Source organism: Marinoscillum luteum, from assembly GCF_044005705.1.
GTDB lineage: Bacteria > Bacteroidota > Bacteroidia > Cytophagales > Cyclobacteriaceae > Marinoscillum > Marinoscillum luteum.
On the sequence record NZ_JBIPKE010000020.1, the window covers coordinates 523,364 to 540,031 of the forward strand.

Genomic DNA, 16,668 nt, shown 5'->3' on the forward strand with positions numbered 1-16,668 from the left:
TTTGTTTAAACTCCGCTAAATGCACTAAAACCTCCATCTATAGGCACTACCACGCCAGTCACAAACTTTGACCCATCGCTGCAAAGCCACAGTAAAGTACCCAGCAAATCTTCCGGTTCGCCAAAACGACCCATAGGCGTATGATCTATGATGGTATTGCCCCGATCTGTCAGGCTTCCTTCTGCATTGGTCAGTAGTGCTCTGTTCTGATCTGTCAAAAAGAAACCTGGCGCTAAGGCATTCACCCGGATATTTACTTTGGCAAAATGCACTGCCAGCCACTGAGTGAAGTTACTCACAGCGGCTTTTGCTCCACTATAGGCCGGAATTTTGGTCAGTGGAGTAAAGGCATTCATTGAAGAAACATTAATGATCGAACATCCCTTTTTGCCCACCATATCTTTGGCAAATACCTGCGTCGGAAGCAGGGTGCCAATAAAATTAAGATTGAAAACAAACTGGACTCCATCAGGATCCAGGTCAAAAAAGGTCTTCAGTTCATCATTGGCTTCCAAATCCTCCAGGTGCAAATGTGTTTTGGAGGTGGTCCCTTTGGGATGATTTCCTCCTGCTCCATTGATAAGAATGTCGCAGGGTCCCAGCTGACTCACTACTGTCTGATGTGCCCTTTTGAGGCTATCCAGGGTCAATACATTGGCTTCTACCCCAATGGCTTCCCCTCCATTTTGCACAATTTTATCTGCCACTTGCTGGGCATTTTCCAGCTTCAAATCCAAGATAGCCACTTTCACTTTTTGGGCGGCCAACATCTCAGCCATGGTACTACAGAGCACACCACCACCCCCGGTGATTACAGCCACTTTTCCGGCCAGTTCCTCAAATTTCGGATACATAAATTTTCTTATTGGTTGATATTAAAAATGGTCAGGAAAGCATTGCCTGCAAAGCGCTGCTTCTCAACCGCTTTGATTGCTTATTTAACCAGTTCCACTGAAATATTCGCATTGAGTTCGTTGGCAGCCTCTATCAGGGCTTCCTCAAACCCAGTCTGGTTGGCAAAGGCCTCATTCTCTACTTCCCAGCCAGCGAAAAAGTGAAAACTGTATAAATCATCCACAGGATTCAGCAATGCGGTATAGGTATTGATCACTCCTTCGCCTTCCTCGGGAGCCTTGCTGAAGCCAGCCAATCCGTCCTGCTTTACCAAAATCCCCATCCCCAGGTTGTCGTGGTTTTCACTCTGATTCCCATAGGTGTACATGATCTGCACACCGCCTACTTCCAATTCTCGCTTAGCCACCTTTTTCAGATCCACAATCCCCGTGACCAGTTTTTCATTTCCCTCACGGCCTTCCAGAAGCACCTGACTCTCATAGCTGCGCTTACCGGCCCAAATGGAGATGGTTTCAGTCAGGCCATAGGTGGCTCCGCCCACATTCCATCCGCCATACTTCAGTTGGAGTACAGCCCTCACAGGCCCCTCAGTAATGATTCGAAAATCAGCAGTCTCGGTGTCCCCAAGACGATAAATAGAATCACTCCGAAACATGGCCAGGGCGCCTGCTCCCAGGGATGAGCCTACTTTAAGCACATCCATCCCCCAATCCTGCATTTCGTGATAATTTTCACCCAACCCAATCTGCTCTATGCAAAGCTGAGGTTTCGCTTTTCCGAAAATGTCCTTCCCATTCCGACTATCAAAGTAGGTTCTGAATCCCACTAATTCGCTTTCCCAGCCAGGTCCCTCATACTGATAAAGGTATGGAGTGCTCAATGCCACATGATCTGCCGGACGTGAATTGGCCGATACGGATGTAAATTGATTATTCCGTTCCGCACTGTAACCCAGATACACGTTGGTATTCGTGGGAAAATCAGGCAGATCCTCCGTCTCAGTCAGTTCCAAGCTCAAAACGCCATCAGGTTCAAAATCACATTCGAATGCTACTTCATCCCAGATGCCATCTCCATCCATATCATCAAACTGAACAGGAATCAGCTCTCCTTTAGGGTCTTTTAAAGTAAAATAGGACGCCCTCAAATCGGGAAAATCCGTCTTTTTCAGTACAATTCTTTTACCACTGACAGGAACACTCGAGTCGCTGGTCAATTTCAATGGGGTGGTCTCTTGGCATGCCACCAGACACACCACACAGGTCAATAAGAAGAGGGTACGGTAAATCATAATCAGATCTTTCTGTGTAATTTATACACAGTTTAATAATTTCGCAATTATGCGGCCGGGTTTCAACTTCATTTTGGCATATTTTATTCAAATCCACTCACTCCGTACATAATCAGCATCTATTAGTATGCACTGGTAAAATTAAGTGACGCTACCACAGCATTACCACGCTGAGTAGCGTCTGAGCCTGCTTTGTACTTTAATGCCCCCTTTTTCGGATGATCAGATTGGGCGTTCCTTCTAAATATGCATTAGTCAAGATTTAAAAAACTAACTACTTAAGATTATGCAAAAACTACAACGCTTTAGAACTTTGGGGCTGATCTGCCTGACGGCTCTTACCGGGCTATACCTTGTATCATGTGGAGAAGATGAGGGGGGAAGTGACCCCAAGATCCCAGTAGTACTTTCTTTCTCACCAGCCAGTGGCGAACCCGGAGACAATGTAACCATCACCGGAACTGACCTGGACAACGCTACGGCAGTAACCATAGGCGGTGCAGATGCGACGATCGTATCGAATACTGCCACGGAGATTGTGGCCACGGTACCAGAAGGAGCGACTACAGGTAAAATCTCCGTGAGAACCGAAGGTGGATTGGGCCAGAGCAGCGCTGATTTTACAGTCATTGTGATAGGAGCCGTAACTGTATCTGGTGTCAGCCCTGTCTCCGCGCAAGTTGGAGGAAATGTAACGATCACTGGCACCGAAATGACCACCGTCTCCTCCGTGAAAGTAGGAGATAAAGAAGCCACGATAGTGGGCACCACAGACACTTCTGTGGAAATCACCATTCCTGAAGGCGTAAGTACAGGTTTGAATTCCCTAACCATAGTAAACGATGGGGGTACCAACACCACCTCAACAGAGGCTGTCAAATTTTATGTCATTAAGCTTCATACAGACCTCACCATGACTTTTGACGGAGAGCAAACAGGCACTTTCACCGGATCACCAGACCCAGAGGAATCCACCGTGTATGGTACTTCGGATGATGCTGCTGTGATAGCTTCTGCGCAGAGTCTGCCAGCAGCCATCGACGGTAACTTTTTCCAGTTTGAAGGATTCAGCAGCACCGCGATCTCAGGAAACTATGCCACCATTGTGCAAAACAGCTCAGCACTTCCTGCAGGTACGTATGCGGAATTTTTCTCAGGAGCTACAGATCAAACCATCTACTTCAATCTGCAAATCCATGTAGGTGATCTTCCGGCTGACTATGATGGAGCATTATTTGGTCTAAGAATGAGATTTGATGGAGACGACTATGAATTTGTGCCTACACCAGCCGAACTGGCAGACATGGGGTTTGCTCCCAACGAGGAAGGCTGGTATAGTCTATCTATTCCGGCTTCTGCATTTGATGATGACGCAGCTCTGGGGACCTTCCAGTTCACTGACATGCAGCGAATAGCCGTGGCAGTGAGAAGAGACTACGGTACAGGTGGCACTGCAGGTCAGCAAGTGACCGCCGAGGATGGAGGTATTTTTTACTCACAGAGTTTTGACAATGTGAGTATTTCAGTGGGGGGACCCTACAGCTTCCCTGAATAACATTTGATCCCAACCATCTAGTAAGAGGCAGGAATTAATTCCTGCCTTTTTTTTGCTCTCATCAGTAAAAGCCAAGTCCGTTGCTTCACTCTTTGAAAGCCTTGGACAGTTTATACTCTATAAGGATGAAAAGAAGTGCCAGGTAACCCACAATGATGAAGGCACTCTCCCACCCGGTGAGTTCATCTCCACCATGCGCCAGATAAACCAGTGTCCCTAAATACATCAGACCCAGAATAATGAGTCCCCATCCAAATATACGGTTGGCGTAAGCAAAGCGATCGTGACTCTTGAGGCACCTTGTAGACCTGTAGCCCAGCACCCAGTTTCTGTTGCGCTTAAGCAGGAGGTTCAGAATACCAGCCACAATAAAAATAATGACCAACTTATACTCCAAAGGCATTGTGTCCATAGCGGACTAAATCTAATGTATTGGCAAGAACTATCAAGGGTTGGCGTCTGGTAAATTTTCAGAGATCGGGGTGCAGTAACCGGACAGCCAGAACTCCCTGAATGCATCAAACATAGCGTATCAATATGAGGTGACTTGGCTTAGTGAGAGGCCAAAAAAAAAGGCATTGCAAGATGCAATGCCTTTAAGACGGGCTCATGGAGCCTCAGATTAATATTATTTGATCAACAATCGGCTTTCAAAATTCAGATCAGGATGCTTCAATCTGAGCAAATACAAGCCTTGCCGGAGTGGGGTATCTACAGAAAGCAGGGTGCCCACGTTGGCTTGGGTAGACTGATAAACCAGCTTGCCCTGGAGATCCAGAATACTGATGCTCACTTCGCCATTCAGCTGAGCACCCTCGGGCAACAGAACGGAAAACTTCCCATTAGGTGAAGGATTAGGAAAGACTTGTAGCGCAGCATTGGACTGAGCTACACCTGCCTCAGGACTGGTACGTGCCCCGCCTCCTGTGCAGGTGATATCATTTTGCGCAGCATTGTAGGTGAGTGCACCGGTCACATTGTCCACACAAAAGTCGACTACTACGCCTCCTTTTGCAGTGCCATTGGTCACAAAAGTGACCACTCCATCTGACCCTGTTTGACCTGAAGCGGACTCAGAAAATGAGCCAGAGAAGGTTCCACTCACCGTGGCTCCTGCCACCGGGTTTTCCTGATCATCATGGATGGTCACCTGAGCCACACCATTTTTATTGCCTTGGCCGGCACTCTGACTATAGGTAATGATGGCCTGCACGTGCATACTGCTACCGCCACCGCTACCATCACTTACACTTACCACCTGCGACTGGGTGCCGGTGGCTCCACCATCGTCGGTCACAGTAAGCTCCACTGTGTAGCTACCAGAAGCTGCATACGTATGACTGGCATTGGCACCTGAGCCTGTAGCTCCATCGCCAAAATCCCAGGCGTAGCTGGTAATTGTGCCATCACTATCTGAGCTGGCAGACGCATCGAAACTGACTGCCAGGTTGGTGGCACTGTAGGAAAATGAGGCCGTAGGCGCAACATTGCCACCACCAGCACCGATGGTAAATTCAAATTCAGAAGCCTTCAGTCGGTCCACGATTACGGATCCACCAGCGGTGGGTATATTCACCATATTGTACAAATTACCTACACCGCTATAGGAATACTGTACACGCGCCGGGTCAGGAACTGTCGAGTTTGTTAACTGAATGGTGTTGCCTACGATGACAGCAGTAGCACTTTTGAACTGACCGGTGGTTCCGGCAATCTTGAAATCACCAGGAGCCTGTCCATCGTCCGTAAATAAACCATTGCCTACGTGCTTCCAATTCAGAATGACTGTGCTTCCGCTAACGAATGAGTTTTCAATATCACGAATAGGACCTGAATAGGTAATGTTATCTCCATATACCAATCCTCTTGCTCCAATGGCAGTTCTTAGCCCAACGGGTTGCTTAGTGGTGGGATGTAATGATCCTCCAGGAAGGTCTCTGATTACTACCAAAAAGCACTCTGGCTCAGTATCCGCCACCAGGAGCTGGGCATTTCTGGCACTGTTCCATCCAGAACGATATGCCAGTTGGATGATCCCAAAGGGAAGGCTGGACTGACCCCAGTCAGCTCTCCACTCCTGAATCATATCTCTCAGAAGCACGTCGTAATTACTGCTACCGCCGTTGCTCTCGCCCTGATACCAGGCTACACCTTGCACTGCAAATGGCTGAATTGACTTGACCATAGCATCATAGTCATCACCTGTACCGCCATTGGTATGCTGCCATGCGGAGATGGCTGTGCCATCATGTGTAGCCTGAACCAACCCGATAGGCACATTACCAAACCACTGAGACAGCTCCAGTCCCATCCAGTAGCCTACTGCCGAAAAACTGCCTACTGTTGAGGAATTGGACACCTGCCAGGTGGTAGTAGCCGGGCCATTGCCTGCCGTCATCCGAAAAAGCCGGATGTTGTGATTACCAGCATCAGCGATGGTGGCGGCGCTGTTGTCCGCTTTTTCCAAAGACCAGCCCATATTGGACTGTCCACTGCAGACCCACACCTCTCCTACCTGTACACCGGTAAAATTGACCACATCACCACCAGATGACACGGTGAGAGTGTTCAGGGAGGCATTGGCTGACATGCTGGACAGGTCTACCTGCCAATTGCCACTGCCATCTGCTACGGCAGATTTATTCTGACTTAAAAACTGAACGGAAACCGAAGCCCCGGGGGTAGCCGTACCAAATACAGGTACTGTTGTACCACGCTGCAAGACCATGTCGGACCCGAAAATGGGCGACACATTCAGTTGAGCGAAAGCTGAACCAATCACCATCAGTGACAGGCAAAAGGATAATATCAGATTTGTTATTGTTTTCATGATAGTTGGGTTTTGACAATTGATTAACAAAACCCGGCTCATTACTCCAGGGAGCATGAGCCGGGCACTTTTTACTTAACCAATAATTTGGATTCGTACTTGATCTCTGAATTTCTCAATCTCAGAAGGTACATACCCTTTGGCAAGGACGCATTTACCTCTGTGGTAAGTAGGGAGGCATCCAGTTTTTCGCTGTACACTATTTTCCCCTGAAGGCTGTAGATCGTCATGTCCAATGGCTGGCTGGTTTGAGCATCTGGCAACCGCAGCGAGAATCTGCCATCAGGAGAAGGATTCGGGAATACACTAAAGCTCGCATCACTTTTCACAATGGACTTTTGCGGAGCAGTTCTGGCTCCTGTAGATCCGTCCTGCACTTTGATTTTATCCAAGTCCAAAGGCCCTCCGGACGGACCATTGTCTACATACACCCGAATGGTGTTGGTACCCGCAGTGAAGTCCGCGGTAAAGCCTGTGGTGGTAAATGAGCTGGAAGAAGCAAACGCAAAATTCTTGCGAATTAATGCGCCATTCACGGCAACAGATAGCTTCACAGTACCATCTGCAGCATAGGTGAGATCCAGAGGGAAGTTACCTGCCTGACTGAGATTAACGGTAATCACAACATCATCCCCTGCATTATCAAAACCGGTGACATATCCGGTGCCGCTATATCCCGATCGGGTAGTGGCCACAGCGGTTCCACTCAGCACTCCATCTTCTGCTTCAGCAGCTACCCCACTGCCACCGGTGCCTCCACCGCTGCCACTGCCAAAATAATCATTGACGAGCCATTGCAGGGCCGGTCGTTCCACGCTCATATCCACTGCCTGAACCTCCATACTTTCGGTTCCATTCACTCCACGGGCTCTCACAGTTACGTTCTGGGTAGCACCTGGAAATTGGATGTAACCATTGCAATTCATAACCTGGCTAAATGAACCTCCACATGAGTTGTCCTGCCATACACCAGTGTTTATTTCCATGTCTTCAGCCTGATACGTGACCCCATCCAAAATCACATAATCGACTTCCAGATCGTTGGTATTATCTACATCATCATTGGTCAGGTGTACCTGTATGTCTCCTGAGCCTGTAAATGTATAGTCCTGAAAAGTGGTGGAAACTGTGTTGCTGCCCAATGAATTAACCTCTCCCAGCAAATACGCATTTGGTTTCCAATGCTGACCTGCTATGTAGCCCCACAAGGTTACTCCTGCCACTCCCGGGTGCTCATATAGCAAAGGAAACAGGCTTTGGTATCTGCTCAACTGCTCATTGTCATCTGCAAAGTCCAGCTCCAGCTCAGAGATATAAATAGGTAGTCCGGTAGCGGCCAAATCATTCAGGCTACTGAGGATGGCACTATTTTGGCCAAACTCCAATCCGTGAGCCTGCACTCCTATCCCATCGATCAGATTTTGGGCTTTCAGAATATTGATGATCTTGATATAGTCACCAGTGGCCTTGCGCTTGCCAAGAATGCCATAGTCATTGAGGATAAGCTGTGCATTCGGGCAATACTGTCTGGCCTTCTGGAAGGACCATACTACCCAATCCCATCCTGTAGATCCACTTCCGCCAATCGCATTGGAAAAGGAAGGAATCACATGGAGTGGCTCATTGACCACATCAATCATATCCGTATTGGGATAGCGAGCGGCATAAGCCTGTATCCACTCTTCTACCTCGGCGGCCTGTTCGGCAGGCGTTAAACCGGCAATCCAGGAAGGCTCTTGCATGCCCCACACAAAGGTGTGTTGCTTAAAGATAAAGCCATTGGCCTGCGCATGATTGTAGGCCAGATCCAGATCGGTCCAGTTCATCACGTCTCTCACACCTTCCACGGTCTCCCATTTCCCTGAGTTCTCGGGAGTAATCTGATTCCAATAAGTATTGAAACTTGCAGGCACTTCACTGCGGAAAATATTGCCTACAAATTTGGGCTCACCAGATGCCATTTGGGCAATCGCAGGAACCTGTAATGCAGACACCAGCAAGAGTGCCATTGATACTAATAAATTGATTTGTAAGTTGACTTTCTTCATGTTGAATTGTGGTTGTTGGTTAAAAAATGTAATCCAATGATAAGGACACCACTGATTAGGATCAAAAAACACACAAGAATACAATTCCCTTATAATCAGATATTTAGATCAATTTTTACGATTAATGGAAACGTTTTCATTTTCAGACAGGAGGCATCATTCGCCTAACCAAATGCCTCTCTCAGCAAGAAAAGGCCACTTCTGCTCTTCTCACAATCGATCGCCGGGAGCCGCACTTTGGTTTTTTTTATTGCGCTTAATGCAAATAATTGATTGATAGGTAGTTATAATTATCAATTTTTCAAAAATCCTGTTTTCAACCGATTGTTTATTGCATATTTGACAAACCGGACGATCCTCCATTTTGGAACCAGTTGCTCCGGAATTCACCGCCCTTTACACATTGCATATAATGCTTCTGGCTAGTATGCAGCAACCTAAACATGCAAATGAATGAGAAGTACCTTCTATCTGGTGATGGTTTTTGTATTGGGTAGCCTCCATGCGCAGACCCTGGTCTATTTGACAGACGAACAGGAACACTATGTGGTGCAGGAACACATGGACTATCTGATTGATAGTACACAACACTTTTCCGTCACCGATCTATCTACACGACCAGAAATTTTTCAGCCAATCCTAAGAGCCGATGTGGTGCCTGATCATCTGGATGATTACCTCTGGCTGAGACTTACAGTGAAAAATGAAAGGTCTGATCTCAACGAAAGCTGGTATTTCGAATCTTGGGGATTTGACATTGATGAAATCAGTTTTTTCATCCCGACGGATAGTGGGAATTTTCAGGTGCGCGAAATGGGCTATGATCTCCCTTTCAATACGCGGCCCATCTTTCACAAAAACTTCACCTTCCTTCTGGATGTGCACCCGGGAGAAACCAAGACCTACTTCATCAAAATAAAAAGGTCATATCCTCTCCAATTCTCCTTTCACATCAGAACCAATGAGGCATTCATTTTTCATGCACTCAATGAATACCTTTTTCTAGGACTGTATTATGGATTTCTTTTCATCATCATGTTCTTTAGCCTTTACCTCACGGTAAAGCTTCGCGATAAACTTTATGTATATTTCTCGCTACTCATAGCGGCTACCATATGGTATTCCTTTAGCCGAGATGGGCTTGGATTTCAGTTTCTCTGGCCCACCTTTCCGGCATTGAACTACTTTGCGAAGCAGCGAATAGCCGAACTCCTCCTCATCATTAGTACACTCGCTTTTTCCAGCAAATTCCTAAATAACACCGGCGACTATCACCGAATCAGGCTACTCACATGGACGGCCATCGGCCTTAAGTTTTGCATTTCATTTTACGAAGAAATAGTAACTCCCATTTCATCAGACCTTGGGTTCATTCTAAGTCTTGGAATACTCGGAGTACCTTTTGTGGCTGGTTTGATCGCACAGATCAGAAGAAATCAGTTCTTATGGCTCAGCAATATTGCCTTCCTGTGTCTTTTTCTATCTTTCGTGCAGGTTTATGCCAGTGACATCACTATTATCAGCAACCTGGTCATCAACTGGTACCTCTTCAATGCTGGAATTTTTCTGGAGGTTTCGTTTTTCTCCCTCTCGATCATCAGCCAGATTGTTTCGCTGAGAAGACAAAATGAACGAGCGAACAAGGAGCGAATTCTTATCCTGCAGGAGCATAACCGGGTAAAAGATGAACTGAACACTCGCCTGGAGGCGAAGGTGGCAGAACGCACCAGGAAAATTGAAGATCTGCTGGAAGACCTGGCCGAAAAAAATGAGCTACTGGAAGCCAATAATATCCGGCTGGAGGATCTCAATGCCCAAGTCTCAGAAATGAATCAACTACTGAGCAGAGACAACAAAAAACTTAAAACTGATATAGATGAAGTAAGCCGTGCGCGGGTATTGATGAAGGGCGTGGATTTTGAGGAATTCAAAAAGATCTTTTCTGACAAAATAGAGTGCTTCAAATTTCTCTCAGAGATCAAATGGAAGGATGGGTTTAAGTGTAAAAAATGTGGCTACAACAAACATGGTGAAGGTAGAATCCCATTCGGCAGGCGTTGTAAAAACTGCAACTATGACGAGTCCCCTACCACGTTCACACTGTTTCACAAACTCAAATTTCCGATAGAAAAAGCCTTCTATATGGTCTATCTGATCAACAGGAAAGATGCGGACTATACCCTGAACGAACTCTCCGAGCTTTTGGAACTGAGACGGGAAACCTGCTGGGCGTTCAAGCAGAAGATATTGACTGCCATCGAAAAGTCCGATCATCATAAGGACTTGAGTGGTTGGGACACCCTTACGCTGATCTCCCTGGAATAAGTACGACTAAGACTTTGATCACTCATTATTTTGGAGTCATGAAATAATTCCAACGGACGAAGTACGTTTGCACTTCTATGACTTTAATTACACCATTCCACAGATTCCATCTCTGGTTATTCCTGAGTTTCGCGCTACTGTCATCGGTCTATGTGATGGCACAGCCACCCAGATGGGACACGCTGGAGGTGAAGGCATCTGCCTATAATTCGGTAACGGCGCAGACAAAGCCCAACGATGCCACCACAGCGGCCTGGGGAGATCAGCTGGTGCCAGGAATGAAGGCGATCGCCGTATCCAGGGATTTGATTGCGCTGGGGCTCACCCACAATACCCGGGTGAAAATTGAGGGAATGGAAGGGGTCTTTCTGGTCAAAGACAAAATGCACCCCCGGTGGACCCAAAAAATTGACATCTACATGGGGGAGGACATCCAAAAGGCCCTCATCTGGGGGGTACGTCCGGTGAAGATTTTCTACGAAGTGAAGTAATCCAAAATCACCCCACCACTTCTCAAAAAAATGCCCCGGCTGTAACAACCGGGGCACCAACTATGAAGAGGATGAAAAACTCAAAGATTAAGGGGTCACATTAATGGGTACCTTGAGAAAAGTGCCTTTAAAATTTTGATTGAGCACTGTCATAATAAACTCCCTGGTGTCCTTCCCTGGCATCACTTCAATGGCCGCTTTTCCATTCGCCATTTTGATAGAAGAACTACCGGTGGGTGTGCCCATATGTTCTACCAACGTGCCTCCTGTCAGGCATTGAAAATAGACCCTTTCTTCGTAATCCAGGCACCTGCCCTGCTTACTGTCTACCGCCGTGGCTGTGATCAGGTAATTCCCATTTTCTAAAAGCTTATATGACAACTCCAGAGCCTCCGGAATGCCCGACTTCTCATAAGTATAATTTACGGTGAGGGTATCTTCGGCAACCGATTTGCCGCCAATGTAAGTCACAGCCCTAAACTCGCTATCACCCGCAGGGAACAACACGTCCCAGTTGAGTCCACAAGCGGGAAACTGCGTGATATCACGTGTTTTCATTCCCAGGCTCTGCCCCCTGATGAAGAGTTCCACGCTATCGGCGTTGCTAAAAACACTGATATTGCGCGCCACTCCCGCCGGGCCGGATCGCTCTGTCCAGGTGTGAGATTCTATGTAGGCAAAAGGCTCCTCCGACCAGTAGCTTTTAAAGACATAGTAGGCATCCTTGGGATTGCCTGCCCGATCCACCAACCCTTTTTGATTGATATAGGGGATGTCATTTTCCGGTCGCAAGGGGGTACCAAAATCTCGAAAGGCCCATTGTGCATTACCCGCAAAATCAGGGTGCGTCTCAGATACCCTCAGGTGCCAATCAAACAAGTCTACAATGTAGTTTTCACTCCAGTCGCCATTTTGAGCGATGTTAGCAATCTGCACCTGATTGATGGGCTCCTCCCATTCGTTGGCATTGATCAGCCCATCCCCGGTCACCGGACTTTCGGTGTGCCTGCCCAGGTGGCTGGATCCGCCGTACTCCATGTGTACAAAATGCGGATACTTTTTCAGTGAGTTATCAATGGCATGCTGATAGTTTTTATAGGTACCAGAGTACCACCCCGACCAAATGGAGGGACTAAAAACATCCACAATATCGGCGCCTTCATAGTACTTGCGCACCGCGGTTTTCCGATAAGGATCAAGAGCATGGGCCAGGTCATTGAGCTCCCGCAAAAAGGCATTAATCTTTTCTGGATTATCTCCATCTTCAAACTCAGGCAGCCAGTAGATCTCGTTCCCCAATGACCATAGAATCACACTTGGGTGATTGTAATTCTGATCAATCATTTCTACCAAAATCCTTTTGGTATTTTCCTTCCAAACCTCATCACCCACGCCTCCCCGACACCATGGCAGCTCATCCCAGACCAAAATACCCAGCTCATCACAAGCTTTGTAAACTTCGGGATCCTGCGGATAGTGACCCAACCGCACAAAATTGGCACCCATGGCTTTAATGTCTTCTATGTCCTGGCGATGCAGTGCATTGGGCATGGCCGCTCCATATCCGGCATACTCCTCGTGGCGGTGTGTCCCTCTCAGAATCAACCGCTCGCCGTTGAGGAAAAAGGGGCCGTGCTCCTTAAACTCATACCAGCGATAACCATAGGTCTCCTCCACAGCATCAACGACTCTCTTGCCCCGCAGCAGCTGTACTTCAGCGGTATACAGCACAGGGTTTTTCACCCCCCACAGCTCAGGGTCTTTCAATGTGAAACTCATCTCCGCCTGTCCGTCCTGTACATCCAATTGTTTGCTAAATACAATCTCCCCTGCCGGATTTTTCACCTCCACCTTTACCTCCAACCCTTTGGTGCTTCCTGTGGATTGAGTCTCCACAACGATCCGTGTGCTACCTGATGTGGCGCTCACCTTCGGTGTTTGGATGGTGATATCCTGAAGATAAGATTCGGCCGTTTTCTTGAGCCAAACATCTCGTGTAATACCCCCAAAAATGAAGAAGTCTGATTGGTGAGACGGGATCAACTGAGGGTGATAGCCATTGTCTACCCGAACGAGTATCTCATTTTTTCCAGCGATCAGCTGTCCTGTGATCTCGATTTCGAAACCCACATATCCGCCGATATGCTCACCAGATTTGGTGTCATTGACGTATACGTTCGTGACATTATTGGCCCCTTCGAAGTAGAGAAAGTACCTACTTCCTTTCTCCGGAGCGAAGTTGAGGGCTTTCCGATACCAGCTCGCACTGCGTCTGTAGCCGGGGTCCAGATCCGTGGCATCCAGATTATTCCAGGTGTGTGGCAGGTCTACTGAGACCCACCCATCCATGTTTCGTGCCTTTTCCACGTTCATTTCCGGATTTTCCAGGTAGGACCAGCCCTGGTTGATATTGGTTTTACGATCCGAAAATGATTGGCTGAGAACTGATCCAATCAACAGGAAATATAACACCCCGCCTATTATCGGCCTTGCTAACTGTCTTTTCATCTATTTCAATTCTTTTTGTCTGAGCAACGCCTCCATAAAATAGTAATCCGCATAGATGAGAGGCACATCCACCTCGTCATCCTTGGGCATATTTCCGGTACTGTGTGTCAGAATAAACATATTATTGGTTCCGTCTTCCAGGTAAACCTCTGATTGCAGGGCTTCCAGAATGGCATCGGCCTGTTCGATCATTTTCGGATCAGACGCATAAGCACTCAGCTCATAAAGTGCTGAAGCCGTCACACTGGCTGCAGAAACATCTCTGGGCTTGCTCTTGGAAGGGTCATTATAATCCCAGTAGGGAATGAGGTCTTCCGGCAGACTGGGATGATCCATCATGTAGGTATAAATCTTTCGGGCCTGATCCAAAAACTGAGCCTCCCCAGTGAAACGGTAGACCATGGTATAGCCATACAATCCCCAGGCTTGCCCGCGTGCCCACGAGGATTCATCGGAATACCCCTGATGGGTCTGCTTACCCCGAACTGCGCCGGTCTGAGGATCATAATCCACCACATGCCATGAGCTGTTATCCTCTCTGAAATGATTCTCCATGGTGGTGATGGCATGCTCACGTGCCATTCGATAATAGCTGGAGTCTCCGGTAAATTCTGTGGCCAAAAAGAGCAGTTCCAAATTCATCATGTTGTCGATGATGACTGGGAAAGTCCAGACATCTTTATTGAAATCCCATGATCGGGTACAGCCCACCACCGGATTGAATCGGGTGCTGAGGGTCTTTGCACTTTCGACCATGATCTCCCTATACTTTGGGTCATTCGTGATCCGATAGCCATTGCCAAAGCTGCAATTGATTTTGAAACCCATATCATGGGTACCTGCATTGGTTTTCTGATCTTCTACCAGAGCCGTCCATTCCTGAGCCAGCTTTTTATAAGCCTCATTACCAGTGTACTCATAGGCATACCAAAGCACGCCCGGGTAAAACCCACTGGTCCAGTCGCGTGAGGCTACCCCACGTATTTGACCATTGGGCTCCAGACTTCTTGGGAAATTACCGGCTGTTGCCGGATAATCAAGCAGGTTAGCGATTCGGGCACTCAGGCCCGAATCGCTAACTGTTGTTGGGGTGTTCTCCACGTCTGTCTCCTCTGGCTGCGCACCCCCTTGATTACATGCACTCATCCACATCCCTACCAATCCGCACATTAACAATATCCTATTCATTCCGCGATTAGTAATTGAGGTTCTGAGTAAGATTTTCGTTCTTATCTACGTCGTTCTGATACTTCGGCAGGTAGTAGTCACGCGCAGGGTTAAATGCCTGCTGCTCCAGTCCTCCTGCACTAAATGCCGTCTCGGCCATTTTTCTTCTCTGAATATCGTACCATCTGCCTCCTTCAAAAGCAAGCTCCAGCCGACGCTCTTCCAGTACTGCCGTGCGGAAATCCGCCTGACTCATCCCTGAGGCGATATTAGCGGGAAATGCCCGATCATTGCTCGGATCTCCATCCAACTCCCTTCGTGCCCTGGACCTCACCTGATTCACGTAACCTTCAGCTTCTGCATTGGGGCCTGAATTTTTCTCATTTAAGGCCTCTGCAGCGATCAGTAAGACTTCAGCATACCTCATCACAGGCTGATCAATTTCCGAATCCCGGCCATTGAGGCCCGAAGGTGCGCCTGATACTCCAAGGGATCTGTAATACTTGGCTATGTGAGGACGTGCCACATTCAATGGGATACTTCCCCACTCGGTGTATGGTGTATCCTCTCCAAGGTAGGTCATCAGGGTATCAAAACTTACCGCTTTTCTGTAGTCTCTGGAATCCCAGGTATCATACACAGCCAAGGTAGGCACTGCTACACTCCAGCCTTCGCCCATGCCAAAGCGCTCGTCTTTACGTGGCCCTGTAACAGACGCCAAATAATCCGTGGAAGGATTGGATCCACCAATGGCTCCGGCAGCATCGTTACCCGAAAAATCGATCTCAAACAAAAGCTCGTTAGATGGTGCACCGATAGATGGATCAAACAAATCTGCGAACTCACCCTCCAGTGCGTACTGAAATGAACCGCTATTGTCTATCACCCATTTTGCTTCATCATACGCATCGTTCCAATTTTCCAACGTAAGGTGTACTGAGGCCAGCAAACCTGCTGCCGTACCCTTGCCAGGTCTGGAGCGCAATGCCGGTGCATCTGGCAGCCACTCTTTGGCAAACTCCAGATCCGCAATAATGCCAGCATAGGTATCTGCCACGGGGTTTTGAGGCAGTGTATACGCCAAAGCCGGATCAGAGAAAGCCACATCTATATAAGGAATCTCTCCAAACAAGCGCACAAAGTGATAATGGATGAAGGCCCTCAAAAAGCGACCCTCTGCCACCACAGCATTGAGCTCCTCCTCGGGCGCATCCACACTTTTGGCACCCTCCAGGGCATAGTTAATGGCTGCTAGTGCTTCATAACCTTTCGGCCAAAACTCACTCACCATTCCATTGTTTGAACTCATGTTCATCTTGTCCACTTCGATTCTACGAGCTGCAGTGGTCTGATCACCAATGCTCACCATATCCCCTCTAAGGATGAGCGTGAGGAAAAGCTTACGACCCCAGAATGCCTCGTGCTCTATGGCTGAATAGCCGCCATTGAGGCCTATCTGTACGTCTGCTGGTGTCTTGAAAAAGCCCTCTGGAGACAACAGCCCCACGGGCTCTTCCACCAGGTCGTCGCAGGAAAATGCGAACAACATACCCAGTGCAAAAAATGCTGATAATATATATGATCTTTTCATGATTCTA

Annotated in this window: 11 protein-coding genes; 3 read left to right on the forward strand and 8 right to left on the reverse strand. The window is 47.8% G+C overall.

Annotated elements, in window-relative coordinates; translation table 11 throughout:
- Positions 1 to 5: 5 nt before the first annotated feature.
- Positions 6 to 854, reverse strand: a complete 849-nt coding sequence (locus ACHKAR_RS20065) for an SDR family oxidoreductase (protein ID WP_395419159.1) — start codon at positions 852 to 854, stop codon at positions 6 to 8.
- A gap of 80 nt (positions 855 to 934) precedes the next feature.
- Positions 935 to 2,146, reverse strand: a complete 1,212-nt coding sequence (locus ACHKAR_RS20070; RefSeq protein WP_395419161.1) for a DUF4861 domain-containing protein — start codon at positions 2,144 to 2,146, stop codon at positions 935 to 937.
- A 286-nt stretch (positions 2,147 to 2,432) separates the two neighbouring features.
- On the opposite strand from ACHKAR_RS20070, the gene ACHKAR_RS20075 reads away from it, so the two are divergent.
- Positions 2,433 to 3,701 carry an IPT/TIG domain-containing protein gene (locus tag ACHKAR_RS20075; RefSeq protein ID WP_395419162.1) on the forward strand — a complete coding sequence of 423 codons (1,269 nt, stop codon included), beginning with the start codon at positions 2,433 to 2,435 and terminating at the stop codon, positions 3,699 to 3,701.
- 85 nt (positions 3,702 to 3,786) lie between these two features.
- Here the strand turns inward: ACHKAR_RS20075 and ACHKAR_RS20080 are convergent, their stop codons facing one another.
- From ACHKAR_RS20080 to ACHKAR_RS20090, 3 genes are all read right to left on the reverse strand, one after another.
- Positions 3,787 to 4,113: an SdpI family protein gene (locus ACHKAR_RS20080; RefSeq protein WP_395419164.1), complete on the reverse strand. Its 327-nt coding sequence runs from the start codon at positions 4,111 to 4,113 to the stop codon at positions 3,787 to 3,789.
- A 216-nt stretch (positions 4,114 to 4,329) separates the two neighbouring features.
- Positions 4,330 to 6,531 (reverse strand): PKD domain-containing protein, encoded by a 2,202-nt coding sequence (locus ACHKAR_RS20085; protein ID WP_395419166.1) that lies wholly within the window; start codon positions 6,529 to 6,531, stop codon positions 4,330 to 4,332.
- Between the two features lie 71 nt (positions 6,532 to 6,602).
- Entirely contained in the window at positions 6,603 to 8,579 is a 1,977-nt protein-coding gene (locus ACHKAR_RS20090) for an endo-1,4-beta-xylanase (protein WP_395419167.1), read from the reverse strand.
- A 453-nt stretch (positions 8,580 to 9,032) separates the two neighbouring features.
- Here ACHKAR_RS20090 and ACHKAR_RS20095 point away from each other — a divergent pair, with 453 nt between their 5' ends.
- Complete coding sequence (locus ACHKAR_RS20095; protein ID WP_395419168.1) at positions 9,033 to 10,904, forward strand: 7TM-DISM domain-containing protein; 1,872 nt, start codon at positions 9,033 to 9,035, stop codon at positions 10,902 to 10,904.
- 77 nt (positions 10,905 to 10,981) lie between these two features.
- The gene (locus ACHKAR_RS20100; RefSeq protein WP_395419169.1) at positions 10,982 to 11,395 is read left to right on the forward strand and encodes a 3D domain-containing protein; all 414 of its coding nucleotides are present in this window, start codon (positions 10,982 to 10,984) and stop codon (positions 11,393 to 11,395) included.
- A gap of 87 nt (positions 11,396 to 11,482) precedes the next feature.
- Here the strand turns inward: ACHKAR_RS20100 and ACHKAR_RS20105 are convergent, their stop codons facing one another.
- From ACHKAR_RS20105 to ACHKAR_RS20115, 3 genes are read right to left on the reverse strand one after another with little or no spacing between them, the layout of a single operon-like run.
- Positions 11,483 to 13,903, reverse strand: coding sequence for a glycoside hydrolase family 2 protein (locus tag ACHKAR_RS20105; RefSeq protein ID WP_395419170.1), 2,421 nt, complete (start codon positions 13,901 to 13,903; stop codon positions 11,483 to 11,485).
- Positions 13,904 to 15,091 carry a glycoside hydrolase family 88 protein gene (locus ACHKAR_RS20110; RefSeq protein ID WP_395419171.1) on the reverse strand — a complete coding sequence of 396 codons (1,188 nt, stop codon included), beginning with the start codon at positions 15,089 to 15,091 and terminating at the stop codon, positions 13,904 to 13,906. It abuts the gene before it with no gap.
- A 7-nt stretch (positions 15,092 to 15,098) separates the two neighbouring features.
- Positions 15,099 to 16,661, reverse strand: coding sequence for a RagB/SusD family nutrient uptake outer membrane protein (locus ACHKAR_RS20115; protein ID WP_395419172.1), 1,563 nt, complete (start codon positions 16,659 to 16,661; stop codon positions 15,099 to 15,101).
- Positions 16,662 to 16,668 lie beyond the last annotated feature (7 nt).

Coding starts and splice junctions, on each gene's coding strand:
- ACHKAR_RS20065 (WP_395419159.1), bottom strand. CDS start 854: ATGTATCCGAAATTTGAGGAACTGGCCGGAAAAGTGGCTGTAATCACC.
- ACHKAR_RS20070 (WP_395419161.1), bottom strand. CDS start 2,146: ATGATTTACCGTACCCTCTTCTTATTGACCTGTGTGGTGTGTCTGGTG.
- ACHKAR_RS20075 (WP_395419162.1), top strand. CDS start 2,433: ATGCAAAAACTACAACGCTTTAGAACTTTGGGGCTGATCTGCCTGACG.
- ACHKAR_RS20080 (WP_395419164.1), bottom strand. CDS start 4,113: ATGGACACAATGCCTTTGGAGTATAAGTTGGTCATTATTTTTATTGTG.
- ACHKAR_RS20085 (WP_395419166.1), bottom strand. CDS start 6,531: ATGAAAACAATAACAAATCTGATATTATCCTTTTGCCTGTCACTGATG.
- ACHKAR_RS20090 (WP_395419167.1), bottom strand. CDS start 8,579: ATGAAGAAAGTCAACTTACAAATCAATTTATTAGTATCAATGGCACTC.
- ACHKAR_RS20095 (WP_395419168.1), top strand. CDS start 9,033: ATGAGAAGTACCTTCTATCTGGTGATGGTTTTTGTATTGGGTAGCCTC.
- ACHKAR_RS20100 (WP_395419169.1), top strand. CDS start 10,982: ATGACTTTAATTACACCATTCCACAGATTCCATCTCTGGTTATTCCTG.
- ACHKAR_RS20105 (WP_395419170.1), bottom strand. CDS start 13,903: ATGAAAAGACAGTTAGCAAGGCCGATAATAGGCGGGGTGTTATATTTC.
- ACHKAR_RS20110 (WP_395419171.1), bottom strand. CDS start 15,091: ATGAATAGGATATTGTTAATGTGCGGATTGGTAGGGATGTGGATGAGT.
- ACHKAR_RS20115 (WP_395419172.1), bottom strand. CDS start 16,661: ATGAAAAGATCATATATATTATCAGCATTTTTTGCACTGGGTATGTTG.